General features: G+C 60.8%; 24 protein-coding genes. 14 read left to right on the top strand and 10 right to left on the bottom strand.

The genetic code is table 11. The features are described from left to right. Positions 1-203 precede the first annotated feature (203 nt). The 9 genes from RLEG4DRAFT_RS30270 (at position 204) to RLEG4DRAFT_RS30230 (ending at position 11,220) form a co-directional block, all read left to right on the top strand. Entirely contained in the window at positions 204-1,187 is a 984-nt protein-coding gene (locus RLEG4DRAFT_RS30270) for an arabinose ABC transporter substrate-binding protein (RefSeq protein ID WP_003582485.1), read from the top strand. A gap of 64 nt (positions 1,188-1,251) precedes the next feature. Further along, positions 1,252-2,757, top strand: coding sequence for an L-arabinose ABC transporter ATP-binding protein AraG (gene araG / locus RLEG4DRAFT_RS30265; RefSeq protein WP_003582483.1), 1,506 nt, complete (start codon positions 1,252-1,254; stop codon positions 2,755-2,757). A gap of 17 nt (positions 2,758-2,774) precedes the next feature. Continuing rightward, a complete protein-coding gene (araH, locus tag RLEG4DRAFT_RS30260) occupies positions 2,775-3,725 on the top strand; it encodes an L-arabinose ABC transporter permease AraH (protein ID WP_003582482.1) in 951 nt (316 codons plus the stop codon). Next, positions 3,722-4,609 (top strand): aldose 1-epimerase, encoded by an 888-nt coding sequence (locus tag RLEG4DRAFT_RS30255; RefSeq protein ID WP_003582480.1) that lies wholly within the window; start codon positions 3,722-3,724, stop codon positions 4,607-4,609. The genes araH and RLEG4DRAFT_RS30255 overlap by 4 nt, the downstream gene beginning before the upstream one ends. 3 nt (positions 4,610-4,612) lie before the next feature. Further along, positions 4,613-5,392, top strand: coding sequence for an SDR family oxidoreductase (locus RLEG4DRAFT_RS30250; RefSeq protein WP_003582478.1), 780 nt, complete (start codon positions 4,613-4,615; stop codon positions 5,390-5,392). Positions 5,393-5,600: 208 nt separating this feature from the next. Then, positions 5,601-6,032: an OsmC family protein gene (locus RLEG4DRAFT_RS30245; protein WP_003582477.1), complete on the top strand. Its 432-nt coding sequence runs from the start codon at positions 5,601-5,603 to the stop codon at positions 6,030-6,032. Positions 6,033-6,252: 220 nt separating this feature from the next. Beyond that, positions 6,253-6,861, top strand: a complete 609-nt coding sequence (locus tag RLEG4DRAFT_RS30240; protein WP_003582476.1) for a TetR family transcriptional regulator — start codon at positions 6,253-6,255, stop codon at positions 6,859-6,861. 49 nt (positions 6,862-6,910) lie between these two features. Next, positions 6,911-8,050, top strand: coding sequence for an efflux RND transporter periplasmic adaptor subunit (locus RLEG4DRAFT_RS30235; protein WP_003582475.1), 1,140 nt, complete (start codon positions 6,911-6,913; stop codon positions 8,048-8,050). Between the two features lie 23 nt (positions 8,051-8,073). Beyond that, the gene (locus RLEG4DRAFT_RS30230; protein ID WP_003582474.1) at positions 8,074-11,220 is read left to right on the top strand and encodes an efflux RND transporter permease subunit; all 3,147 of its coding nucleotides are present in this window, start codon (positions 8,074-8,076) and stop codon (positions 11,218-11,220) included. An 80-nt stretch (positions 11,221-11,300) separates the two neighbouring features. On the opposite strand, the gene aroQ is transcribed toward RLEG4DRAFT_RS30230, so the two are convergent. The 9 genes from aroQ to RLEG4DRAFT_RS30185 are packed head-to-tail and all read right to left on the bottom strand — an operon-like array spanning position 11,301 to position 17,618. Next, the gene (gene aroQ, locus RLEG4DRAFT_RS30225; RefSeq protein ID WP_003582472.1) at positions 11,301-11,750 is read right to left on the bottom strand and encodes a type II 3-dehydroquinate dehydratase; all 450 of its coding nucleotides are present in this window, start codon (positions 11,748-11,750) and stop codon (positions 11,301-11,303) included. A gap of 31 nt (positions 11,751-11,781) precedes the next feature. Further along, on the bottom strand, positions 11,782-12,150 hold the full coding sequence (locus RLEG4DRAFT_RS30220) for a 5-carboxymethyl-2-hydroxymuconate Delta-isomerase (RefSeq protein ID WP_003582471.1): 369 nt from the start codon (positions 12,148-12,150) through the stop codon (positions 11,782-11,784). Between the two features lie 15 nt (positions 12,151-12,165). Further along, the gene (locus RLEG4DRAFT_RS30215) at positions 12,166-13,026 is read right to left on the bottom strand and encodes a shikimate dehydrogenase (RefSeq protein ID WP_003582469.1); all 861 of its coding nucleotides are present in this window, start codon (positions 13,024-13,026) and stop codon (positions 12,166-12,168) included. 18 nt (positions 13,027-13,044) lie between these two features. Further along, a complete protein-coding gene (locus RLEG4DRAFT_RS30210) occupies positions 13,045-13,818 on the bottom strand; it encodes an amino acid ABC transporter ATP-binding protein (RefSeq protein ID WP_037094374.1) in 774 nt (257 codons plus the stop codon). 7 nt (positions 13,819-13,825) lie between these two features. Next, positions 13,826-14,650 (bottom strand): transporter substrate-binding domain-containing protein, encoded by an 825-nt coding sequence (locus tag RLEG4DRAFT_RS30205; protein WP_003582465.1) that lies wholly within the window; start codon positions 14,648-14,650, stop codon positions 13,826-13,828. 40 nt (positions 14,651-14,690) lie between these two features. Further along, positions 14,691-15,341 (bottom strand): amino acid ABC transporter permease, encoded by a 651-nt coding sequence (locus RLEG4DRAFT_RS30200; RefSeq protein WP_003582463.1) that lies wholly within the window; start codon positions 15,339-15,341, stop codon positions 14,691-14,693. Between the two features lie 9 nt (positions 15,342-15,350). After that, positions 15,351-16,019 carry an amino acid ABC transporter permease gene (locus RLEG4DRAFT_RS30195; RefSeq protein ID WP_003582461.1) on the bottom strand — a complete coding sequence of 223 codons (669 nt, stop codon included), beginning with the start codon at positions 16,017-16,019 and terminating at the stop codon, positions 15,351-15,353. Positions 16,020-16,059: 40 nt separating this feature from the next. After that, the gene (locus RLEG4DRAFT_RS30190; protein ID WP_037094926.1) at positions 16,060-16,881 is read right to left on the bottom strand and encodes a sugar phosphate isomerase/epimerase family protein; all 822 of its coding nucleotides are present in this window, start codon (positions 16,879-16,881) and stop codon (positions 16,060-16,062) included. After that, positions 16,881-17,618, bottom strand: a complete 738-nt coding sequence (locus RLEG4DRAFT_RS30185) for a GntR family transcriptional regulator (RefSeq protein WP_003582456.1) — start codon at positions 17,616-17,618, stop codon at positions 16,881-16,883. Before RLEG4DRAFT_RS30185 ends, RLEG4DRAFT_RS30190 begins: the two co-directional genes overlap by 1 nt. A gap of 253 nt (positions 17,619-17,871) precedes the next feature. Here RLEG4DRAFT_RS30185 and RLEG4DRAFT_RS30180 point away from each other — a divergent pair, with 253 nt between their 5' ends. The 5 genes from RLEG4DRAFT_RS30180 (at position 17,872) to RLEG4DRAFT_RS30160 (ending at position 23,302) form a co-directional block, all read left to right on the top strand. After that, positions 17,872-18,765 carry an intradiol ring-cleavage dioxygenase gene (locus RLEG4DRAFT_RS30180; RefSeq protein ID WP_003582455.1) on the top strand — a complete coding sequence of 298 codons (894 nt, stop codon included), beginning with the start codon at positions 17,872-17,874 and terminating at the stop codon, positions 18,763-18,765. 21 nt (positions 18,766-18,786) lie between these two features. Continuing rightward, positions 18,787-19,569 carry a 2-oxo-hept-4-ene-1,7-dioate hydratase gene (gene hpaH / locus RLEG4DRAFT_RS30175; RefSeq protein WP_003582454.1) on the top strand — a complete coding sequence of 261 codons (783 nt, stop codon included), beginning with the start codon at positions 18,787-18,789 and terminating at the stop codon, positions 19,567-19,569. 7 nt (positions 19,570-19,576) lie between these two features. Further along, the gene (gene hpaI / locus RLEG4DRAFT_RS30170; protein WP_003582453.1) at positions 19,577-20,341 is read left to right on the top strand and encodes a 4-hydroxy-2-oxoheptanedioate aldolase; all 765 of its coding nucleotides are present in this window, start codon (positions 19,577-19,579) and stop codon (positions 20,339-20,341) included. Between the two features lie 11 nt (positions 20,342-20,352). After that, positions 20,353-21,060 carry a transporter substrate-binding domain-containing protein gene (locus tag RLEG4DRAFT_RS30165; protein ID WP_003582452.1) on the top strand — a complete coding sequence of 236 codons (708 nt, stop codon included), beginning with the start codon at positions 20,353-20,355 and terminating at the stop codon, positions 21,058-21,060. Between the two features lie 331 nt (positions 21,061-21,391). Beyond that, a complete protein-coding gene (locus RLEG4DRAFT_RS30160) occupies positions 21,392-23,302 on the top strand; it encodes a beta-N-acetylhexosaminidase (protein WP_003582451.1) in 1,911 nt (636 codons plus the stop codon). Here the strand turns inward: RLEG4DRAFT_RS30160 and RLEG4DRAFT_RS30155 are convergent. Beyond that, on the bottom strand, positions 23,292-24,215 hold the full coding sequence (locus RLEG4DRAFT_RS30155; RefSeq protein ID WP_003582450.1) for an ROK family protein: 924 nt from the start codon (positions 24,213-24,215) through the stop codon (positions 23,292-23,294). The genes RLEG4DRAFT_RS30160 and RLEG4DRAFT_RS30155 overlap by 11 nt on opposite strands. Between the last annotated feature and the right edge of the window lie 9 nt (positions 24,216-24,224).

Genomic DNA, 24,224 nt, shown 5'->3' with positions numbered 1-24,224 from the left:
CTCTCCGCTCTATGTCCGGCGCCAGGCAATCGAATCTCATTATCCGAATTCGGTTCGCTTTGCGACGTTCCTCCCGGGCTCCTCGATAATCCTATTATTCCAATCATCATACATTGGCAATTGACTGGTATGATGATTTGTCATAATTCATTGAATGCTGCCTGGGAGGCAGTTGCTCGATTTTAGAGTTTAGGGAGAGAGATATGCGCTTGTTCAAAGCAGCCATCCTGGCTGGCACTTTTGCCATTTTGGCAGCCGGCTCCGCATTTTCCGCAGACGTCAAGATAGGGTTCATCGTCAAGCAGCCCGAAGAACCGTGGTTCCAGGACGAATGGAAATTCGCCGATCAGGCCGCGAGGGAAAAAGGCTTCACCGTCGTCAAGATCGGCGCCGAAGACGGCGAGAAGGTTCAGTCGGCGATCGACAATCTCGGCGCCCAGGGTGCGCAGGGCTTCATCATCTGCACGCCCGACGTCAAGCTCGGTCCCGGCATCGTCGCCAAGGCCGAAGCCAACCAGTTGAAGCTGATGACGGTCGACGACCGCCTCGTCAGCGCCGATGGCAAGCCGCTGGAAGAAGTGCCGCATATGGGCATCTCGGCCACCAAGATCGGCGAGACCGTCGGCCAGGCGATCGTCGACGAGATCAAGAAGCGCGGCTGGGACATGAAGAATGTCGGCGCGGTCCGTATCTCCTACGATCAGCTGCCGACCGCCGTCGACCGCGTCGAGGGCGCGATGTCGGTGCTGAAGTCGGCCGGCTTCCCGGCCGAAAACATCTATGACGCGCCGCAGGCGAAGACGGATACGGAAGCAGCACTCAATGCGGCAACCACCGTTCTCAACAAACATGCCGATGTTAAATACTGGGTCGCTTTCGGTCTCAACGATGAGGCCGTTCTCGGCGCCGTCCGCGCTTCCGAGTCGGTCGGTATCCCGGCTGCCAACGTGATCGGCGTCGGCATCGGCGGTGCAGAATCGGCGATCAACGAATTCAAGAAGCCGGCGGCGACGGGCTTTTTCGGCACGGTCATCATCTCGCCGAAGCGTCACGGCTACGAGACGGCGCTCAACATGTACGACTGGATCGCCAACGGCAAGGAGCCGGCAAAGCTGACTCTGACCTCCGGTTCGCTGGCGCTGCGCGGCGATTACGAGAAGGTCCGCAAGGATCTTGGCATCGAATGATCATCCTCCCAGGATGATGTAAGCCTGGCGGCCACGCCGCCGGGTCCTTCTCGACGGAGCGATGATGGCTTTCCTCGAATTCAACGATATCTCCAAGGGTTATCCCGGCGTACAGGCGCTGGCGAACGTGTCCTTCACGGTTGAGAAGGGCGCCGTTCACGGGCTGATGGGCGAAAACGGCGCCGGCAAATCGACGCTGATCCGCGTGCTATCAGGCGATCAGGCGGCCGATGACGGCCGTATCCTGATCGACGGCGAGGAGCAGAAATACGGCTCCGTTCGCGACGCCTTCCATGCCGGCGTCATCGTCATCCATCAGGAACTGCAGCTCGTTCCGGAGTTGACGGTCGCCGAAAATCTCTGGCTCGGGCGTTTCCCGGCCAAGGGCGGCGTCATCCATTCGAAGACGCTGATCGAGACGGTGCGGGCGAAGCTCGACGAGATCGGCATCGATGTCGATCCCTCGGCCAAGGTCGCCTCGCTTTCGATCGGGGCGCGGCAGATGGTCGAGATCGCCAAGGCCGTCATGATCGACGCGCGGGTGATCGCGCTCGATGAGCCGACCTCGTCGCTGTCCTCGCGCGAAAGCGAGATCCTGTTTTCACTCATCGACAGGCTGAAGGCGAAGGGAACGGTCATTCTCTACGTCTCGCATCGCTTCGACGAGATTTTTCGGCTTTGCGACAGCCTGACGGTGCTGCGCGACGGCAAGCTTGCCGCCCACCATCCCGACATCGCTGAAACGACGCGCGAGCAGATCATCTCGGAAATGGTCGGACGCGAGATCAGCAATGTCTGGGGCTGGCGCGAACGTCCGCTCGGCGACATCAGGCTGGAGGTCAAGGGCCTATCCGGCTCACGGCTGCGCAATCCGATCAGCTTCTCCGTGCGCCAGGGTGAGATCCTCGGCTTCTTCGGCCTGATCGGCGCCGGCCGCAGCGAAATGGCGCGGCTGCTTTACGGCGCCGATACCAGGCATCAGGGTCAGGTCACGATCGACGGCGTTGCGGTTTCGCCGAACAATCCGAAGGCTGCGATCAATGCCGGCATGGTGCTCTGCCCCGAGGACCGCAAATTCGACGGTATCGTTCAGGGCCGATCGATCGAAGAGAATATCGCCATTTCGTCGCGCCGGCATTTCTCGCCCTTCGGTATTCTGAGCCCGAGACAAGAGGCGGCGCTGGCGGATCGGTTCATTGCCCGACTTCGGGTGCGAACGCCATCGCGCAAGCAGGACATCATCAATCTCTCCGGCGGCAACCAGCAGAAGGTCATTCTCGGCCGCTGGCTCTCCGAGCAGGGGATCAAGGTTCTCGTGATCGACGAGCCGACACGCGGCATCGATGTCGGGGCGAAATCGGAAATCTACGAAATCCTCTATGAGCTGGCGGCAGGAGGCATGGCGATTGTGGTGATATCAAGCGAGCTGCCTGAGGTCATGGGCATCTCCGATCGCATCATTGTGATGTGCCAGGGCAGGGTAGCGGCCAATGTCGTCCGCCGGGATTTCGACGAACGCGCCATCCTGACGGCAGCACTGCCCGACAAGAATGTCGCAGGCACCATCTAGGATCAGGAATACAAGCGATGAATTCGTTGAAAAAAATCCTTCTCGGCGAACAGGGGCTGGTGGTGATCTTCGCTGCTGCTTTCGTGATCGTCTCGCTTTTCGTTCCGAATTTTCTGACCGAGCGAAACATGCTGGGGCTGCTGCAATCGGTCGTGACGATCGGCATCGTCGCCTGCACGATGATGTTCTGCCTGGCCTCCCGCGATTTCGACCTTTCGGTCGGATCGATCGTCGCCTTCTCCGGCATGATCGCCGTGATGGTCTCGAATGCGACGGGCTCCATTCCCGTCGGGCTGCTGGCCGCGCTGCTCTGCGGCGCTATCGTCGGCTTCGTCAACGGCATCGTCATTGCCCGGTTCCGGATCAATGCGCTGATCACCACGCTTGCAACCATGCAGATCGTGCGCGGCCTGGCGCTGATCGCCTCGGACGGCCGCGCCGTCGGCATCAACGATCCTGCCTTCTACCAGCTTGCCCTGTCGCGCTTCCTGACCGTGCCGACGCCGATCTGGATCATGCTGATGCTTTTTCTGCTCTTCGGTTTCGTGCTCAATCGCACCGTTTTCGGCAAGAACACGCTGGCGATCGGCGGCAATCCCGAGGCGTCGCGGCTTGCCGGCGTCAACGTCGTCAACATGCGCATCTGGATCTTTGCGCTGCAGGGGCTCGTCTGCGGCATTGCCGGCATCCTGCTTGCCTCGCGCATCACCTCCGGCCAGCCGAATGCGGCGACCGGACTTGAGCTTTCGGTCATTTCGGCCTGCGTTCTCGGCGGCGTTTCGCTTGCCGGAGGCCGGGCGGCGATGAGCGGCGTCATCGTCGGCGTGCTGATCATGGGCATTGCCGAAAACGTTATGAATCTGCTGAATATCCAGGCATTCTATCAGTATGTCGTGCGCGGGTTGATCCTGCTGATCGCCGTGCTGCTCGACAATTTGAGATCTTCGGCTGCGGGACGACGTGGATGAACCAAGAACGAACCGGGAGCGACATCGAACTCAGGCACGGCGAGCTCGCCGTTCGGGTGAGCCGACGGGGTGCTGCCGTCACCGCCGCGACCTATCGGGACACGCCCTTTCTCGTGGCGGCCGGCGGGCCGGTTGGTGCGATGGCGAATTTTGCGATGGTGCCGTTCGGCAATCGCGTCGAAGGCAACGCCATGTCCTTTGCCGGACGCGACTATGTCTTCCAGCCGAATACGTCCGATCCGCTCTATCGGCACGGCGACGGCTGGCTCGGCCTCTGGCAGCTTGAAGAGGCCAGCGCGGAGCATGCGCAGTTCTGCTTTTCCCGTAGCGCCGACGAGGTTTCACCCTATGCCTACCTGACCCGGCAGGAGATCCGTCTCGCCGGCGATGCACTGGTGCTGACGCTTTCCGTCGAAAACCGCGGCGAAGCGGCGCTTCCCTTCGGGCTCGGTCAACACCCTTTCTTCGTCCGGACGCCAAAGACGCGACTGACGATTGCGGCCGATCGTTATTGGAGCGAGCGGCCGGACCATCTCCCTGAAAAGCCCGGCCCTGTGCCCGGCGATTTCGACTTCAAGTCCGGCAAGCTGTTGCCGCAGAAATGGATGAACAATGCATTCGAGGGCTGGAATGGGCGGGCTGCCATCGCCTGGCCGGAACTCGGAATTCAGGCGGCGTTGGAAGCCGACGGCGCGCTCGATCGCTTCATGCTCTACATGCCGGTCGACCGCAGCGACTTCTTCTGTCTCGAGCCGATGAGCCACCTGCCGAACGGCCACCACCTGCCTGGTTTCGGTGGGCTCACGCCGCTTGCGCCGGGGGACGTTCTTGCCGGCAAGGTGACGGTCCAGATGTCGGCGCTGCCGGCTCAACCGGAGGGGTGAAAGATGGGCGACCGCCTGCAGGGCAAGAACATCCTGATAACCGGCGCCGCGCAGGGTATCGGCCTTGCGATCGCGGAGGCTTTCCTGCGGGAAAATGCCGCTGTCTTTCTCATCGACCGTGACGGCGCGCTGCTGGCGGAGGCGGCGAAAAAGCTTGAGAGCAGCGGCGGACGGCTTGGTTATCTGCCGGCCGATATTACCGATGCCGGAACGATCGCGACGGCGGTGGCGCGAGCAAGCAAAGAGATCGGGCAGCTGAACGCGCTCGTCAACAATGCCGGGGTCAACGTCTTTGCCGATCCGCTCGAGACGACGGACGACGAATGGCACCGCTGCTTCGACATCAATCTCAAGGGTGCGTGGAACTGTTGCAAGGCGGTGCTGCCCGGCTTGATCGAACAGGGCGGCGGCGTCATCCTCAACATCGCCTCGACGCATGCCTTCACCATTATCCCGCACACCTTTCCCTATCCGCTGGCAAAACACGCGCTGCTCGGGATGACGAAATCGCTCGGTCTCGAATATGCGGCCCGCAATATCCGCGTGAATGCGCTGGCGCCGGGCTATGTCTCGACACAGAAGGTGATCGACTACTGGGCCGGCTTCGCCGATCCGGAGGCGGCAAAGGCCGAAACGTTGAAACTGCATCCCGGCGGACGGATCGCGGCGCCGGAGGAGATCGCCATGGCGGCGGTATTCATGATCTCGGACGAGTGTCCGTTCATGAATGCCACCTGCCTGACGATCGACGGCGGTCTCAGCGTACTGCAGCATCCCGCCTGACGAGACCCGCATTACAGCAGATTTTTACAAGCCTGTCGTCTTCTCGGGATAGAGCATTATATTGCCTGTCGGGAGGCTAAGACATCTCCCGCAGGCATGGAGCGGCGCCCTGCCGCTTGCTGGAAATAGTGAGGCATGATGCTCTCCGAAAACCGCTGACATTTTTCGGCATCATGCCCTGAGAGCACAATCGAAACAGGAGGACGGCATGCAGATCAATCGTACGGCTTCGGCCCATTGGACCGGTGGCCTCAAAGACGGCAAGGGGCTGATCTCGACACAGAGCGGCGCCCTGAAGGATTATCCCTACGGCTTTGCAAGCCGCTTCGAAGGCATTCCCGGCACCAACCCGGAAGAATTGATCGGTGCTGCCCATGCCGGCTGCTTCACCATGGCGCTGTCTTTGATCCTCGGTGAAGCCGGCTTTACCGCCGAGCATATGGAAACCTCTGCCAAGGTGACGCTGGAAAGCGTCGAGGGCGGCTTCGCCATCACCGCCATCCATCTTTCGCTCTCCGGCCGCATTCCCGGCGCCGATGAGGCGACCTTCACCGAACTTGCCAACAAGGCGAAGGCCGGCTGCCCGATTTCCAAGGCGCTCGCTGCCGTTCCGATCACGCTCGACGTCAAGCTCGCCTGATCTCATCTGCCGCCGAAGAAGTGCCGCGCGCAATTTTCGTCGCGGCACTTTTTAATTGCGTTTATTGCTTCGGAAAATCCCTCATATCGTGTAGATGGACGTACAGGATCGTCTCTGCCGAGCGCTGATGCCGCTCCGCGGCGTGTTGACAAATGACGCCTGATAATTTACGACTGACGAAATTCAAAAATCGTCAGTCGTAATTCGAGGCATCAAACTCATGAACGACATCGCGGAAAACACGCTCGACGTCACCCGGCAGGAGAATGTCACACGCATTCTCGATGCGGCCGAGCGGCTGTTCCGTCACTACGGCTACAGCAAGACGACGGTGGCCGACATCGCCCGCGATCTCGGCATGTCGCCAGCCAATATTTATCGTTTCTTCGCCTCCAAGGTGGAAATCCACCAGGCGCTTTGCGGCCGCATGCTCGCCACAGCCTATCAGATCGCCTACGACATTCGTCACCAGCCGGTCAGCGCCGAGGAGAGGTTGCGTCGCTATGTCGCGACCCAGCATCAGTTGACGCTCGATCTGATGCTCGACGAGATGAAGGTGCACGAGATGATCATCGTCGCGATCGAACGCGACTGGCACGTCATCGAGAAACATATCGATCGGGTTCATGATCTGATTGCCGAAATCATCGCCGAAGGCATTGCAGCCGGAGAATTCGCCGAGCAGGACCCGGTCGTTGCCTCGCGTTGCTTCGGCGCGGCGACGATCAATCTCTGCCACCCGCAGATGGTGGCGCAATGTCTTGCCAAAACCAACCGCGCCAGCGTCGACGAACTGATCGACTACGTGATCAGGGCGCTGAAGAAATAACGGACGGCCGCCGCCGTCGACCCCCCGAAACGTTCCAGGAGTGCGGACGATGTTTTCGCTCAAGACCCTCAGCCATCGCATGCCGTCCGTCACCACCCTAGCGCTTGTCGGCGCCATCGGCATCGGCGTTTCCGCCTGCTCGGAAGAGAAGGCTGAGGTCAAACAAGTCATCCGGCCGGTGAAGGTCGTCGAGATCGCCAAGGCCGGCGACACGCGCAAGCTCGACTACTCGGGCTCGGTCAAGGCGCGCACGGAGATGAACCTCGGGTTTCGCGTCGCCGGCAAGATCACCGAGCGCCTCGTCGATATCGGCGACAAGGTGAAGCCGGGCGACGTGCTCGCCCGGATGGACTCCACCGATTACCAGCTCGCCGTCAAGACGGCGGAAGCCAATCTCGCAGCCGCTGAAAAGGGCGTCGAAACCGCCGATCTGGTCAACAAGCGCAATCAGCAGCTCTTCGACAAGAATGTTTCGCCGAAATCTCAGCTCGAACAGGCGTCGCTCAGTTACGATCAGGCCGTTTCAAGCCGCGATGCCGCCGCCTCGGCGCTCGATCAGGCGAAGAACCAGGTGAGCTATGCGGAGCTGAAGGCCGACTACAACGGGATTGTCACGACGATCAATGCCGATGTCGGCCAGGTCGTTGCGTCAGGCACTCCGGTCGTCACCGTCGCCGTCGACGGTGAGAAAGAAGTGCAGATTGCGGTTCCGGAAAACGATATCGCCGAATTCAAGCCTGGCAAGACAGTCAGGGCAAGTTTCTGGGCCGACGACAAATTGGTGCTCGACGGCAAGGTGCGTGAGGTTTCAGGCAGCGCCGACCAGCAGTCGCGTACCTTTGCAGTTCGGGTGAGTCTGCCGAACGATCCGCAGGTATTGCTCGGCATGACGGCGACGATCGAAGCCGATGTCAGCAACGCCAACAGCTATGTCTCGATCCCGCTCAGCGCTCTGGCTGAGAAGGACGGCAAGCAGATGGTCTGGACCGTCGACCGCGATACGGCGACCGTGCACGGCCGCGACATCAAGGTTGCCGATTTCACCGGTGACGGCGTGCACGTGACCGACGGCCTCGATATCGGCGATCTCGTCGTTTCCGCCGGCACGCAGTTCATGAGCGAAAACCTGAAGGTGAAGGTGCCGGACCAGCAGTCGGCGCTGGCCGACACGGACCAGACCGTCCGCTGATTGCGTCGCAAAGGAAGAAAACCATGGACGCCAACACCACCGAAAAGCGGCCCTTCAATCTGTCGCGCTGGGCGATCGGTCACCCGAGCATTGCCCGCTTCCTCTTCGGGCTGATCATCATCACCGGCGTGCTCGGTCTGATGCGCATGGGCCAGCGTGAGGATCCCGAATTCACCTTCCGCGTCATGGTCGTGCAGGCGATCTGGCCGGGCGCTTCCATCCAGGAAATGGAAGACCAGGTCGTCAACAAGATCGAGCGCAAACTGCAGGAAACCCCGCATATCGACTGGGTCAAATCCTATACAAGGGCCGGCAGCGCGATCATCACCCTGCAGGTCAAGGGCGACACCAATTCGAAGGATGTGGCGGATGCCTTCTACCAGGTGCGCAAGAAGGTCGGCGACATCTCCAGCGAGCTGCCGCAGGGCCTGCTGGGCCCCTATTTCAACGATGAATTCGGCGATACCTTCATCACGCTGCATTCGATCAGCGGCGACGGTTATTCCTATCCGGAACTGAAGAAATTCGCGATCCAGGCGCGCGACATGCTGTTGACGACACCGGGCGTCGAGAAAGCCGTGATCATCGGCGACCAGCCTGAGAAGATCTATATCGACGTCTCGTCCAAGGCGCTCGCCGAGCGCGGCCTGACGATCCTCGATCTGCAAAACGCCATCAAGGGCCAGAACGCTATCGATCCGGCAGGCTCCGTCGATACCGGCCTGCGTTCGGTGCGCATCTCCGTCGAAGGCGACGTCAAGAAGGCGGAGGATATCCGCGAGTTGCGCCTTCGCGCCGGCGGCCAGGTGACACGGCTCGGCGATATCGCCACCGTCAGTTCCGGGCTCGAAGATCCCTATCAGCGCAAATATCGTTTCAACGGCCATGACAGCGTTCAGGTCGGCGTCGTGATGGCCAAGGGCTTCAATGTGACCGATGTCGGCAAGGGCGTCGAGGCAACCTACCAGCGCTTCGAAGAAGCACTGCCTTATGGCGTCGCCGTTGACCAGATCGCCAACCAGCCCGACGTGGTGACGGATGCGGTCAGCGAATTCATGCATGCGCTCGGCGAAGCGCTTGTCATCGTGCTTGTGGTCTCGTTCCTGTCGATCGGCTGGCGCTCGGGCCTCGTCATCGCCATCGCCATTCCGCTGGTGCTCGCCGCCACCTTCGCGCTGATGTATGAACTCGGCATCGACCTGCAGCGCATCTCGCTTGGCGCGCTGATCATCGCGCTCGGCCTGCTGGTCGACGATGCGATGATCGTCGTCGAGATGATGGAGCGAAAGCTGGAGGAGGGGCTGGTCAAGATCGAAGCGGCAAGCTTTGCCTATTCCTCGACCGCCTTCCCGATGCTGACGGGCACGCTGATCACCACGGCCGGCTTCATTCCCGTCGGCTTCGCCGCATCGACGGCCGGCGAGTATGTGCGTTCGCTGTTCTACGTCGTCGGCATCGCGCTGGTCACCTCGTGGTTCGTCGCGGTCTATTTCACGCCGTGGCTCGGCTATATGATCCTCAAGCAACGCCATCACGCCGGCGAGCATCATGACGCCTTTGATACACGCTTCTATCGCCGGCTGCGCGGCACGGTCGGCTGGGCGGTTCGCCACCGGGTCATCGTGCTGCTCCTGACGCTCGGCACCTTCGCCACCAGCCTGTGGGCCTTCCAGTTCATTCCGCAGAATTTCTTCCCGCAATCCTCGCGGCCGGAAATCCTCGTCGATCTCTGGCTGCCCGAGGGCACCAGCATCAAAGAAGTCGAGGTTCAGGCCAAGGCGCTCGAAGCCAAGATGATGGATGATCCCGACAAGAAGTTCATCGCCACCTATATCGGCGAAGGCGCGCCGCGCTTCTTCCTGCCGCTCGACCAGCAGCTGCGCAATCCGAACTTCGCCCAGCTTCTCGTCATGGCCAATGACGAACCGGCCCGCGAAAGGCTGATCGTCAAGCTGCGCACCATCCTTGCGGAAGACTTCCCGTCGATCCGCGGCAAGGTCGACCGGCTCTTCCTCGGCCCGCCCACAGGCTGGCCGGTGCAGATGCGCGTCATGGGGCCTGACCGCCAGGAAGTGCGAGCGATCGCCGATCAGGTGAAGGCGCGCTTTGAAGCCAATCCGATGCTCGGCGCCATCCATGACGACTGGCTGGAGCCGGTGCCGGCGATGAAGCTGGTGATCGACCAGGACCGTGCACGGGCGCTCGGCGTCACTTCGCAGCGCGTCCGCCAGATGCTGCAGACGGCCATGTCGGGAGCGGCGCTCGACGATTTCCGCGACGGCGAGGAGACGGTCTCGATCGTCGCCCGCGAACCGGATGCCAGCCGTTCGCTGCTGTCGGCCGTCAACTCGGTCTATGTCCCGACGGATTTCGGCGGCTTCGTGCCGGTCTCGCAGGTCGCCAAGGTCGTGCCTGTCATGGAGCAGGGCATCGAATGGCGGCGCAACAGGCTGCCGACGATCACCGTGCGGGCGACGCTGCCGGATGGCGTGCAGCCGAATGACGTCGTCATGAAGATGTATGCCGATATGAAGGACCTGCGCGACAGGCTGCCGGCCGGCTATAATGTCGAGATCCAGGGTGGCGCCGAGGATGCGGCGGAAAGCCAGATGTCGATCGCCGCCAAGGCGCCAATCATGCTTGCCGTCATCATCGTGCTGCTGATGGTGCAGCTGCAGCATTTCGGCAAGGCGATGCTGGTGCTCGCCACTGGGCCGCTCGGCATTATCGGGGCGGCGGCCGCCTTGCTGATCAGCGGCGCGCCCTTTGGCTTCGTCGCGATCCTCGGCGTCATCGCGCTGCTCGGCATCATCATGCGCAATTCGATCATCCTGGTCGACCAGATCGACCAGGATATCAAGGCCGGCATGCACCGGCAGGAGGCGATCGTCGGTGCTGCCGTGCGGCGTTTCCGGCCGATCATGCTGACGGCGCTGACCGCCGTCCTGGCGCTGATCCCGATCTCGCGCGGCGTCTTCTGGGGCCCGCTCGCCTACGCGATGATGGGCGGCATCCTGGTTGCAACAGTGCTCACCATTCTGGTTCTGCCCGCCGGTTACGCTCTTTTCTTCGGCCGCGAGCCGAAGGCAAAGGACGAGCCAGGCCGGGATGCCGACGCCATCCAGGAAGAGGCGGATGACAGACATCCGCCGGCGTTGGCAGCTGAGTGAGGACGGCGCGGCGAAAGCCGCGCCGTTTTCCTTACGGTTTCGCAGATCCCTGACAGTTTGACCTGGTCGACCATTCTGTGTCAGCCGTTCTTCGAGGTCTTTAGGACAGTCGCGACGCGGCGGATACCGAGCTGGTAACCTTCCGTCCCAAGGCCGGCGATTACGCCGTCTGCCCTGTGGGAGACAAAGGAGTGGTGGCGGAAGCTTTCGCGCTTATGCACGTTGGAGATATGGATCTCGATGACGGGACCTTCGAACGTATTCAGAGCGTCGAGGATGGCAAGCGAGGTGTGCGTGAATGCAGCTGGATTGATCACGATGCCGGCTCCATCCTCACGCGCTTCATGGATCCAGTCGATGACTTCATATTCGCGGTTGCTCTGGTGGAAGCGGAGCTCGTGTCCGAGTTCCGATGCCAGCCTTCGGCAGGCGGCCTCGACGTCCGCCAGCGTCTCGTGGCCGTAGATGTCAGGCTGGCGCTTGCCGAGCAGATTGAGGTTTGGGCCGTTAAGAACGTAGATCAGGCTCATTGCAATTATCCCTGTGAAAGTATCGACGGGTTCAGGCGAATGCTATTTCCTGGAATGCGAAATTCGGATCGGATTCGTAGAGGTCGGCGCGAAGCCCCAGTCGCCCTTCCTGCAATGCGGGCGCTGCGACATCGTGCGCGGCGTCGAGAACCGCTTTCAGCAGTTCTCGTTTGGTCTCCGCCGACCGTCCGGGAGCCATGCGCACAATTATTTGAATGAAGTGATTGTCGGCATGTTCATCACCGACGCAGGAGAAAGTCGCTTCTCTGGCGAATGTGCGAACTATAGTAGGCTTCACCAGGCCCCCGTCGCGGACTCGGCGATGCACCGCTCTGGTCAGCTCGTCGATAACGACGCGTTCGGCAGCGCCCCGGCTATAGTCGATAATGATATGCGGCATCGCATGCCCTCCCGATCACACTCCAGCTCGGCACAATTCTTCGAAGTGACGCGACATTCGTTCCGCGTCCGGCTCCACGCTCGTGAACAATTCGAACGCGGCGGCGGCCTGGAATACCGTCATTCCACCACCGGGCAGCGTTCTGCAGCCCTTCTTCTCGGCCAAAGCCAGAAGCTCGGTCACAAGCGGCATGTAGACGATATCAGCGACCCAGTGACGCGACTGAAGCGATTCCGGGTCGATCGGAATGCCGGGATGGCTTCGCATACCCGTCGGCGTGGCGTGGATCAGCCCGTCGGCCGAAGCGAGCTTGGCGCTGACATCCCTGATCGGCTGCGCGCACCTTTTGGAGAAACGCCGGTTGAGCTGATCGGCAAGCGTGGCGGCGCGATTTGCGTCCTGGTCGAAGATCGAAAGCATCTCGATTCCGAGTTTGATGGCTGCGTGCGCGACTGCGACTCCCGCGCCGCCGGCGCCGAGCAGGACCGCATGTGCTTTGGCAACATCCGGCAATCCGCGCTCGAAATTCTTATAAAAACCATACCAATCGGTGTTGTGCCCGATCCGCTTTCCATTGCGAAGCACGACCGTGTTGACTGCGCCGAGCATCTGGGCATCTTCCGACAGGTCGGTCAGGTGTGCGATGACGGTCTGCTTGCACGGATGGGTAATGTTGCTTCCCGCAAAGCCCCGGCGCTCGATCTCGTCTAGAAGGTCTGGCAGCGCAGATGCGGGAAGACCGCGCTCGGATAGATCGAGAAGCTCGTACCGATATTCTAGTCCAAGCTGGTGTGCTTCGGTCTCGTGGAGAGCCGGCGACTTCGACATCTGAATGTCTGCGCCGATCAGCCCGACATGGAATTTCCTATCGTCCATTTTGATAACTCTACCGGATCAGTGATGGGCAAGTATTTCGCCGAGAAACGCCCTGGTGCGCTCGTGCTGAGGAGACCTGAAGAAAACCTCGGGTTCAGCCTCTTCGATGATCTCACCAGAGGCCATGAAGATGACCCTGTCTGCTACCTGGCGGGCGAAGCCCATTTCATGGGTCACGCAGATCATGGTCATGCCGTCGCGTGCGAGCCCGATCATTGTATCTAGCACTTCCTTGACCATCTCGGGGTCCAGCGCACTCGTGGGCTCGTCGAACAGCATCACCTTCGGCTCCATGCAGAGCGCACGCGCGATTGCGACGCGCTGCTGCTGCCCCCCGGAAAGCTGGGCGGGATATTTCTCCGCCTGGTCGAGGATGCGGACGCGTTCCAGATATTTTCGAGCCAGCCGTTCGGCGTCGGCGCGGCTGGTGCCGCGAACACGCATGGGGGCTAGCGTGCAGTTCTGAAGCACGGTCATGTGAGGGAACAAATTGAAATTCTGGAACACCATGCCGACTTCGCGTCGGATCGCGTCCACAGCCTTCGTACTGCCATCGAGCAGCTGTCCTTCGACGACGATCTTCCCGTCCTGGATCATCTCAAGCGCGTTGATGCAGCGGATCAAAGTCGATTTGCCAGAACCCGACGGGCCGCAAAGGACGATCTTCTCGCCTTTGCGCACCGACAGGCTGATGTTTTTCAGAGCATGGAAGGAGCCGTACCATTTCTCCAGCTTCTCAAGTGAAATCAACGTCGACTGATCGTTTGAAGAATTGAGCACGGCGCCCTCCATGTATGCTTTACTTGGCGGTGAACGGGATGTTGGGGATGGATTCGGGGAATGTCGGAAGGTCGATGCCCATCCACTTCTTGGTGATGGCCGCCAGCTCCCCGCTTGCCTTGATCTTGTCGATGAAGCTGTTGGCGGCTTCGTTCCAGTCCTTCTCGCCAAGGCGCGTTCCGACACCGTTATAGGTCTTCAGGAAGTCGATCTTACGCTCGTAAGTCCCGGCGCTGGCCGCATCGAGCCTCTGTCCGTAGAACTGGTTGCCGCCGACAGCCTTCACCTGACCGGAAATGAGCGACTGGATGGTGGCGGCGTCATCGTCGAAGCGGCGGATCGTTGCAGTCGATCCTACGGCGTCGGTTACAGCCTTATCCTGCGAGCTCGACTTCGGCACACCGATTTCCCAGCCCGCTACATCGGCCGGCGCCTTTACGGCATCGGCCTTCGCGGCATAGAGCGAGATTGTGTTCGCCGCGTACGGCTTGCTGTACTGGATCGATTTGGCGCGTTCCTCGGTCATGGCCATTGTGGCGAACAGGATATCGACCTTCCCCGTCGTCAGCGCCGGAATTCGGTTGGCGACGGCGAGCGGCTGGAACTCGACCTTCACGCCGAGTTGCTTGGCAAACAGCGTCGCGATATCGGCGTCGAAGCCGTCCTGCTTGCCGCTCGTATTCACAAAACCCCATGGTGCGTTGTCACCCTGGATGCCGACGACGAGAGTGCCCTTGGCTTTGATTTCTTCGACAGTGGCGGCCGATGCGGCGGTGGCGCCGATGGTGGCGAAAGCGGCCGTCGCAAAAGCGATTCCCAGAAATTTCCTACGGTTGGTCTGCATTGCTTATTCCTCCTCTTTGTTTTTGCTTCGAACGAAGCGGTTAGCGGACTGCTTTCGCCATCCGTTTTTCGAGGCCACTTCCAAGGTGCGACAGCGGCCAGCAAATGATGAAATAGATCACGCCGACGATCCCGAAGACGAGGAGAGGCCGGTAGGTTTGGTTCGAGATAATCTGTCCAGCTCGGGTCAGCTCGATGAAGCCGACGATCGCGGCGAGCGACGTTCCTTTGATGAGCTGGACAAGGAAGCCGATGGTCGCGGGCATGGAGATTTTCAGGGCTTGCGGAAGAATGACGTCTTTCATCCGCGATACGTAGTGCAGACCGAGCGCGTTTGCGGCTTCGCTCTGACCTTTCGGAACGGCTTGGATGGAGCCGCGCCAAATCTCGCCGAGGAAGGCACTCGCATGAAGAGTGAAGGCGATAGCCACCGCGATCCAGGCATTGACATCAACGCCGAGCAGCGCCACGCCGTAGTACACGACGAAAAGCTGCATCAGCAGCGGCGTGCCCTGGAAGAGGGCGATGTAGCCCGAAGTCGCGACGCGCGCAGTCCGGTTTTTTGATGCGCGCGCCAGGGCGATCAATATCCCGAACATGCCTCCACCTACGAAGCCGATGATCGCTAGCAGTACGGTCCATTTCAGACCCTGCAAGATGAAGAGAAATTCGTTTTCGCCGATCGGACCCATAAGTGCCTCCTATCGCGTCGGGTAGTTGAAGTAGTGGCGGGAAATGAGGGCGAAGAGGCCCATCATCAGGGTCGAAATGACGAGGTAGATGGCAGTTACGGAGAAGTAGACCTCGAAGCTGCGGAACGTATCGGATTCGATTCTCTGCGCCGCCGATGTGAGCTCGTAGGCTGCGATCGAGGTGCAGACGGAGGTGGTGAGAGTCAGCATCACGAACTGACTGGTGAGGGATGGGTAGATTGCCCGGAGAGCCGGCTTCAGTACGATCAACCGGAAGACGTCGCCCTTATGGAGGCCAAGTGCGAAGCCTGCCTCGATCTGACCCTTGTTGACGCTCTCGACGCCGCCACGGATGATCTCGATCGCGTATGCCCCGCCGTTGATGGCCAGTGCGATAATCGCGGTAACCGTCGGGTTGAGGCGTATGCCCATCAGGGGAAGCGCGAAGTAGATGAAGAAAATCTGTACGAGGAAAGGTGTATTCCGGACGATTTCCACGAACCCGATGACGGGCGCTCGAACGAGCCGGATCTTGGAAGTTCTGCCGGCAACGCCGAGAATACCGATTACCAGCGCGAGGAGCATTCCGGCCAGCGCCAGCCCGATCGTACCGAGCGAACCCCAAAGCAACTCCGGGGCGCGGTCAAAGACCGCACCAAAATCGAATGTATAACTCATGTATGATTTCCTCCTTCCGGTGCGGATCACCTGCGCCAGGCTATCGAACCGGCCCGACTATTCTTTCCGCGCAGCCGAAAAGATGTTTAAGGTGGGCCTCCGGCGCCATGGATCCGACCAGAGGCACTTCCACCGAGATGGAAGCGGCGGTGCCGACCGCCGCAACCAGATCGTCCAACGGCAGCTCGCCCTCCCCGGGAGGCAGCCGGCCGCTTCTTGCTTCCGCGATCATATCCTCCGGCTTTGTCGGCGCCGGACCGGCCACGTCGCATAGTTGAACGTGCTTCACTTTGTCGAGGTTGGCCCGTAAGTCTGCCAGAGCCGCGCCGTTCCTGAAGAAATGAATGCCGTCGACGAGAACGCCGGCATTCGCCATCCCAGCCCCTGTCACGAGGTCTATGCCATCTGCAAAGGCTTTGACCACCCGCCAGCCCATGTTCTCGATGTCGACCGCCAACCCGTACCGCCCCGCGAGGACGCAGAAATCCGAAAAATTCGATAACAGTCTGGCATGATCCGGATCGTCACCGCAGACGCTGAGCCGACGCGCTCCAATGTTCGCAGCTGCTGCGACGGTCGCCTCCACTGACGATGCGTCGAAGGAGGGATCGATCACGAAGAACTCTATGTCGAAGACCTCGATTTCTTCACCGGCAAGCACAGCCTTCAATTCTTCGGCTGCTGCGCTACCGACAGGCAGTTCATAGTACGGCGCACCGGGAAAGGCTGGATGGAGCCTGAGGCCTATCCTGGAGAAACCTGCGCGTTTGGCAATCTTCGCGAATTCCGCGGGGGGCAGCATTATAGACGAGAAGTGCGCGACGCCGATCGGGACGGCCGACTTTGATGTTGAGGCGGCCATCATACGACACCTTTCGTCGCAAGATGGTTTCGAAGATTGGTTCCGGTGCGGTGGATGTGCTGGCGCAGCTTCTCGCAGGCATATTCAACGTCGCGTGCCACGGCGCCCTGCGCAATCTCGCTGTGCTCCTGGCCTACGTTGCGGTCCCCGGATGTGCGGATAAGGAAGGCGCGGCGGTATCGGTCGTTGAGATTCAGCAGAAGATTGCAGAAGTGGAGAAGCAGGGGCTTACCGCAGCCCGAGATTAAAGTGAGGTGGAATTCGCGGTGCAGCGCTTCCCAGTGTTCCAGCGTTTCGGGACGGGCGGCGTCGCGCTCGGTTCGGTTCAGGCGATGGAGCGCACGCATAATGTTGCCCTCCCACTCGACGTCGCCGAGGCGAATGGATTCGCGCAGTGCGAACACCTCGATTTCCTCCCGAAGGGTCGTAACTTCTTCGAGATTGGCAAGCGAAATCGGGGCGACGCGATAGCCGCGATTGTCCTGAAACTCAACCAAGCCGTCGGAAATGAGTCGGGCCAGGCCTTCGCGCAACGGGCTGAGGCTGACATTGAACGTCTTTCGGGCCTTGTCGAGATTGATCTTGCTGCCCGCCTCCAGTTCGCCGGAAATGATCGCCTCTCGAAGACGCGATGCGAGCTGGCTGCCGATGGTGTTTTTTCCATCGTCGGCGAAAGCAGCGGACGGCGCATCTTCGTCTGTCAACGCGCCATGGGCGCCGTCGTCGGTCGAGTCCATCTCTCCTCCCAGGCAATCCTTCCCAACTTTCGATGACCGATATAATAAACGATTATTTCTGTCAACTTGTGTCGCCGGGAAAAGTGGCCGATTTTTTCTAAAAATTGATAGGCAGCAGAATATTTATTTTAGAATCAATATGTTGATGTTTCCTGCGCAGAAAGAAAGACAAACTACACGTCTGACGCACCTCCGTTTAGCTTGACAAATAATCGATTATTTTGATATTCGAGCGTGATTAGGAGGTGGCAGCATGCCAATCAGAACTGAGAGCGAGTTGACGCCTGCCGTCCTCGCCGTGATGAACCGCACCGAGGATCCCAGGCTGCGTGAAATACTCGTCGCATTGGTGAAGCATCTCCACGCGTTCATACGGGAGGTCAGGCTTTCGGAAGCGGAATTCCGGGAGGCCACGGCGGTCCTCAACGAAATTGGCCAATTGCAGACTGACAGTCACAACGAATTCGTGCTCATGGCGGGGTCGCTCGGGGTCTCTTCGCTCGTCTGCCTGCTCAATAACGGCGACAAGGGACAGACAGAGACGTCGCAATCGTTGCTCGGGCCATTCTGGCGGCTTAACTCTCCGCGAGTCGAGAACGGCGGAACCATCATCCGGTCCGAGACCCCGGGCGCGCCTTTGTTCGTCCATGCGAAGGTGATCGATCGGGAGGGCAAGCCTGTGGCGGACGCCGAGGTCGATGTGTGGCATGCGTCGCCTGTCGGCCTTTACGAGAACCAGGATCCCGACCAGGCGGAAATGAATCTCCGGGGGAAGCTCACTACGGACGAAGAAGGGCGTTTCTGGTTCAGAACGGTCAAGATGGTTGGCTACCCGATTCCCGTCGACGGAGTCGTGGGTCGCCTTCTTAAGGCGCAAAGCCGCCACCCCTATCGACCCGCCCATCTGCACGCACTCATCTTCAAGCACGGGTACAAGACACTCATCTCCCAGGTCTTCGACCCGAGCGATCCGAATATCGACTCCGACGTACAGTTTGGCGTGACCGCGGCTTTGACCGGCGACTTCGTCCACCATGAGGAGCCGCACCCGACCGACGCTGACGTCGCAGGGCCGTGGTTCTCGCTCGATTACACATATGTCATGGAGCCGGGCGAGGCCGCCCTGCCGCGCCCTCCGATCAAATAACGAAACCAGCAGAGCCAGATCATGATCACGGAAAAGGAACGCCAGGAGGCAGCCAATGCACTGCTGAAGGCCGAAGTCGAACGCAAGCCAATCGTCCAGCCCAGCAAGACATATCCGAACCTGGAACTCGAAGACGCCTACAAAATACAAGCGCTCTGGGCGCAGGCGCGGGTTGCGAAAGGTGCACGGATCGCTGGCCACAAGATCGGACTGACGTCGCGGGCAATGCAGATGGCTTCCAAAATGACGGAGCCCGATTACGGCGTCATTCTTGACGACGCTCTCTTCAATGATGGAGCGCAGATCAAAGCGGATCTGTTCATCAAGCCACGTCTCGAAGTCGAACTTGCATTCGTAATGGGCGAGGATCTCGAAGGTCCAAGCACCCGTGTCTATGACGTCATGCGGGCGACCGAATTTGTCGTTCCCGCTCTCGAAATCATCGACTATCGAACCGAAGTGCCAAGAGCCATCACCGACACGATCGCCGACAACGCGGCTTTCGGAGCAATCGTGGTGGGCGGTCGCATCGTTCGGCCGATGGATGTCGATATCCGCTGGGTCGGCGCAACGCTTTCAAAAAACGGCATCATCGAGGAATCCGGCGTTTCCGCAGCCATCATGGGACATCCAGCCGCTGGAATCGCATGGCTCGTGAACAAGCTCCATGCTGTCGGAGGCGGCTTGAGAAAGGGCCAGATCGTTCTTGCCGGCTCGTTCACACGCCCCGTGGATATCGCCAAAGGCGACGTCATCCAGGCCGATTACGGGCCGGTCGGCTCCATCGGCGTTTCGTTCGTGTGAGGTGGCGATGGAACTCCCCGTCAATCATTTTAAGCGGAAGCTCATGGCCGGACAAAGCCAGATCGGTCTATGGTGCGGCCTTCCGGGAAGCTACGCAGCGGAAATCGTTGCGCCATCGGGCTTCGACTGGCTGCTGTTCGACACCGAGCATTCTCCCAGCGACGTCCTAACCGTCCTGCCCCAATTGCAGGCGGTCGCGCCCTATAACGTTTCTCCCGTCGTCCGCCCTGCCTTCAACGACCCTGTGCTGATCAAGCGGTTTCTGGACATCGGCGTCCAGACGCTGCTCGTTCCATATGTGCAGAAGGAAGAGGAGGCGATGGCCGCCGTAGCAGCCGTACGGTATCCGCCGCGCGGGATCCGTGGTGTCTCTGCCTTGACGCGTGCCACCCGCTTCGGGCGTGTTCCGAACTATGCGCAGATCGCGGAGCAGGAGATATGCCTGCTTCTTCAAATCGAGACCGGTGAAGCGCTCGATCGTCTCGAGTCCATCGCCGCTGTCGAAGGAGTGGACGGCGTCTTCATCGGCCCGGCTGATCTCGCGGCGAGCCTTGGCCATCCTGGCCAACCGGGTCACCCTGAAGTGGTTATGGCAATCGAGGACGCGATAAGGCGCTTGAACGCACTTGGAAAGCCGATAGGCATACTCACCCCCGACGAGAAGTTCGCAGCCCGATGCATTTCGCTGGGGACGCTGTTTACCGCGGTCGGTGTAGACGTCGCCTTACTTGCAAGAGGATCCGAAGCGCTGGCGGCCAGGTTCGGATCTTAGGGAGTTCGAAGATGTCGACGCGGAAGCAGGTTTTGGCTGAGATAGCGCCGACCGGCGCTATCAGGGCCGCCGTCAATATGTCAAATGCGGCGTTGGTCCGATGGGACGATGAGGCGGGCGCCTTGGTCGGCCCGAGCGTCCAGATAGCCCACAAGATCGCCGAACAATTGGATTGCGGCCTCCTTCTAATCCAGTACGGCTCGGCCGCCGACATACTCGCCGATGCAGACGGCGATAAATGGGACATCGCTTTCATTGCCTCGGATCCATCAAGAGCCGGCCGTTTCTCCTTTTCACCTCCATACACCTCCGTCAAAGCGACCTATCTCGTGCCTGACAGTTCGTCCTTCCGGCGGGTCGAAGACATTGACGTCGAAGGAGTCCGGATCGCCTCTGCAAGGAGTGCGGCCTACACGAAACAGCTCGAACGAATGCTTGAAAGTGCAACGGTGTCTCACACTGACAGCCCCGCGGCAGCCGTCGAGCTACTTGTCGGGTCCCAGTGTGATGCGGCTGCCGGATTGGCCGAATATCTTATCCAAACTTCGGTGCGCATTTCGGGCTTCCGGCTCGTGGAAGGAACATTCTCCGAAATCCCCCAGACGATTGCCGTGCATAAAGGAGCCATCCATGCCTCAGCCTTTTTGGCAGATTTCATAGACCATCTGAATCGCCCCATAGGAAATCTGGTCCCCGGGGACCGCTCGCCTACGCGATGAATGGGCGTCCTGTTGCGACAGTGCTCACCATTCTGGTTCTGCCCGCAGGTTACGCCCTTTTCTTCTGCCGGGATGCCGACGCGATCCGGGGAGAGGCGGATGACAGACATCCGCCGGCGTTGGCAGCAGAGTGAGGACGGCGCGGCGAAAGCCGCCCTTTTCTTTGTAGGGCCACGGCTCTTCGTCAAGGCGTGTTGCTGGGGATCTCATGGCTGCCCGCCTCGCCTGAGTTCGCGCCGATTCCATTGACGTCCCGAACACGCTAAGCTGCGAAGGAATGCCGGAAGACCAGCCGCGATCCCGGCCGTTCGTTGACGCGGGAGGACGCGACATGGCCGATTATCGTCTGGAAACAAGCTGGCGCCCGGTCGAAGGCAGTTTCGGGCGCTTGAACTTCACCCTCTTCAATCTTTCGGCCGAGCCTCTCTCCGGCTTCTCGCTCGCCTATACGTCGGAGACGCGGGTTGCCGACAAACATCTCTGCGATGGCGGCAGCCTCAAGCGGCAGGTCGCGCATTTCCATGAGTTCCTGCCGTCCGAGGAGTTGACGGTGCCGCCGGGCGGGCGCTGGCGGTTCACGGTCGAGGGGCTGAGCAGAGAGCCGAAACATGTCACTGCCGGTGTTAAATCCGCCTATCTGACACTTGCCGACGGCCGTCACGTTCCCGTCGATTTCGGCGGTCTGATTCTCGAAGGCCGGGATGGCGGTGTGGCGCCGCCGCTTCCGCCGGCGGGCAAAGTCCAGGAACCCTATTCGCTGCTGCCCTGGCCGCTGTCGCTCGGCCTGAAGGCGGGTGACTTGCCGGTCATACTCTATCCGGCCGAGAGGACGCGGCTTGGTGCGATCGAGGCCCTCTCCCGGGTTCATTCACTTTACCAGCGCCTCTACCCAGCCGACAACGCGCCGTTTTCGCTGAGTGCCGTCGAAGGCGGGCGACGCATTCGTTTCGTCACCGAATCGTCGATCGCCGCCGTCGCCTACGAGCTGCGTTTCACCGCGCATGAGATCGTGCTTTCGAGCGCGGATGAAGCGGGGCGGCAATACGGGCTGATCAGCCTGGCGCAGCTGCTGCATGGCGCCCGCGCCGATCGCGAAAGATTCAAATTCCCCAATTTCGGCACGATCGCCGACCAGCCGCGTTATGACTGGCGCGGCTGCCATCTCGATGTGTCGCGACAGTTCTATCCGGTCGCCGACGTCCTGCGGCTGATCGATATCCTTGCCTGGAACAAGCTCAATATCTTTCATTGGCACCTGAGCGACGACGAAGCCTGGCGGCTGGAGATCAGGGCCTATCCGGCGCTGACGGAGATCGGCGCGCGGCGCGGGCCGGACGAGGTCCTCGTGCCCCAACTCGGAGACGGGGCGGAAACACGCGCCGGCCATTACACCCAGGATGACGTCAGGCGGATCGTTGCGCATGCCGCCTCGCTCGGTGTCGAGGTCGTGCCGGAAATCGACATTCCCGGCCACAGTACCGCAGCCTTGTTGTCGCTGCCCGAGCTGGTCGACGGGCAGGAAGCGCCGGACAGCTATCGTGCGGTGCAGGGTTATGCCAACAACGCCCTCAACCCTGCCGTCGAATTCACTTACGAATTTCTCGGCAAAGTGTTCGACGAGATCGTGGCGCTGTTTCCGAGCGAGTATCTCCATGTCGGCGGCGACGAGGTGGCGCAGGGCGCCTGGCTTTCTTCGCCGCTCTGCCAGGCGCTGATGAAGCGGGAGAGGCTTGCAGGCACAGCCGAACTGCAGTCCTATTTCCTGAAGCGCATCAAGGTCATGCTGTCGGAGCGCGGCAGGAAGCTCGCCGGCTGGAACGAGGTTTCGCATGGCGGCGGCGTCGATCGCGAGGGCACGCTGCTGATGGCCTGGGAAAAGCCCGCCGTCGGCATCGAGCTGGCGCAGCAAGGCTACGAGGTGGTGATGACGCCGGGGCAGGCCTATTATCTCGACATGGCGCAGGCCGAAGCCTGGGACGAGCCCGGCGCGGCATGGGCGGGCCATGCGCCGCCGGAACATACCTACGCTTACGAGGCCGAGGGTGAATTGCCGGACGCGCTGCAGGAGAAGATGCGCGGCATCCAGGCCTGCATCTGGACTGAAAACTTCCTCTCTCGCGCCTATTTCAACCGACTGGTCTTCCCGCGGCTTCCGGCCGTCGCCGAAGCCGCGTGGACGCCGTTGGAGCGGAAGGATTGGGACCGGTTCGCGGCGGTCGTGCGGATGTGGCCTATGCTGTAGGAAGCAATGCGTCCGCCTTCAGCCCCAGCAGCGCGGCGCCGATCAAGCCGGGTTCGATGCGGCATTCGCTGCGGACCACCAGGGGACGGTCGAACTTTCGCAGGATGCGGGCGCGCACCGCATGATCGAGTTCGGCAAGCAGCGGCTCGACGTTGGACAGCCCGCCGCCGACCGGCACGATGGTGGCGCCGGTGATATTGATGGTCAGCGCCAGCGGCGAGGCGACGAGATCGACATAGACGTCGATCGTCCGTGTCGCCTTCTCCTCGCCATGTTGCCATTGAGCGATGATTTCTTCGCTGGAAAGGTCGAGATCGTGCAGCGTCTTGTGCAGACGCTCTAGGCCACGGGCGCCGCCGACGGTATCGACGCAGCCCTTCTGGCCGCAGCCGCAGGCATAGGCGGGAATGGCGACGGGCGGATTGCCGGCCGCGGAGGCGATAATCGGGCCGTGACCCCATTCGCCGGCAAAACCGCCGGCCTCGTTGACGAGGCGCCCGTCGGCCACCAGGCCGCCGCCGACGCCCGTGCCGAGGATGGCGCCGAAGACGATGCGGTGGCCGCGGCCGGCGCCGAGACCGGCTTCGGCCATCGCGAAGCAGTCGGCGTCGTTGGCAATCAGCACCGGAAGACCAAGCTCGGCTTCGAGGTCGGCCGCGAGCCTGCGGCTGTGGATGCAGGGGATATTGGCGCAGATCAGTCGCTGCGTATCGGGATCGACGACGCCGGCGATGGAGAGCGCTATCCGGCTCGGCTGTTCGCCGGTCTCGGCGATGATGGCGCGCAGGACCTCGACGAAAGCGGCGAAATCATCCCTGGGAGTCGGGCGGCGGCCGAGGGGGGCGATGTCCGTCTCGGAGCGGGCGATGCCGCCCTTGATGGCGGAGCCGCCGATGTCGAATGAGATGATCATTGCCTGTCC

The organism is Rhizobium leguminosarum bv. trifolii WSM2297 (genome assembly GCF_000271845.1).
This window is presented reverse-complemented; position numbering and strand designations above follow the sequence as displayed.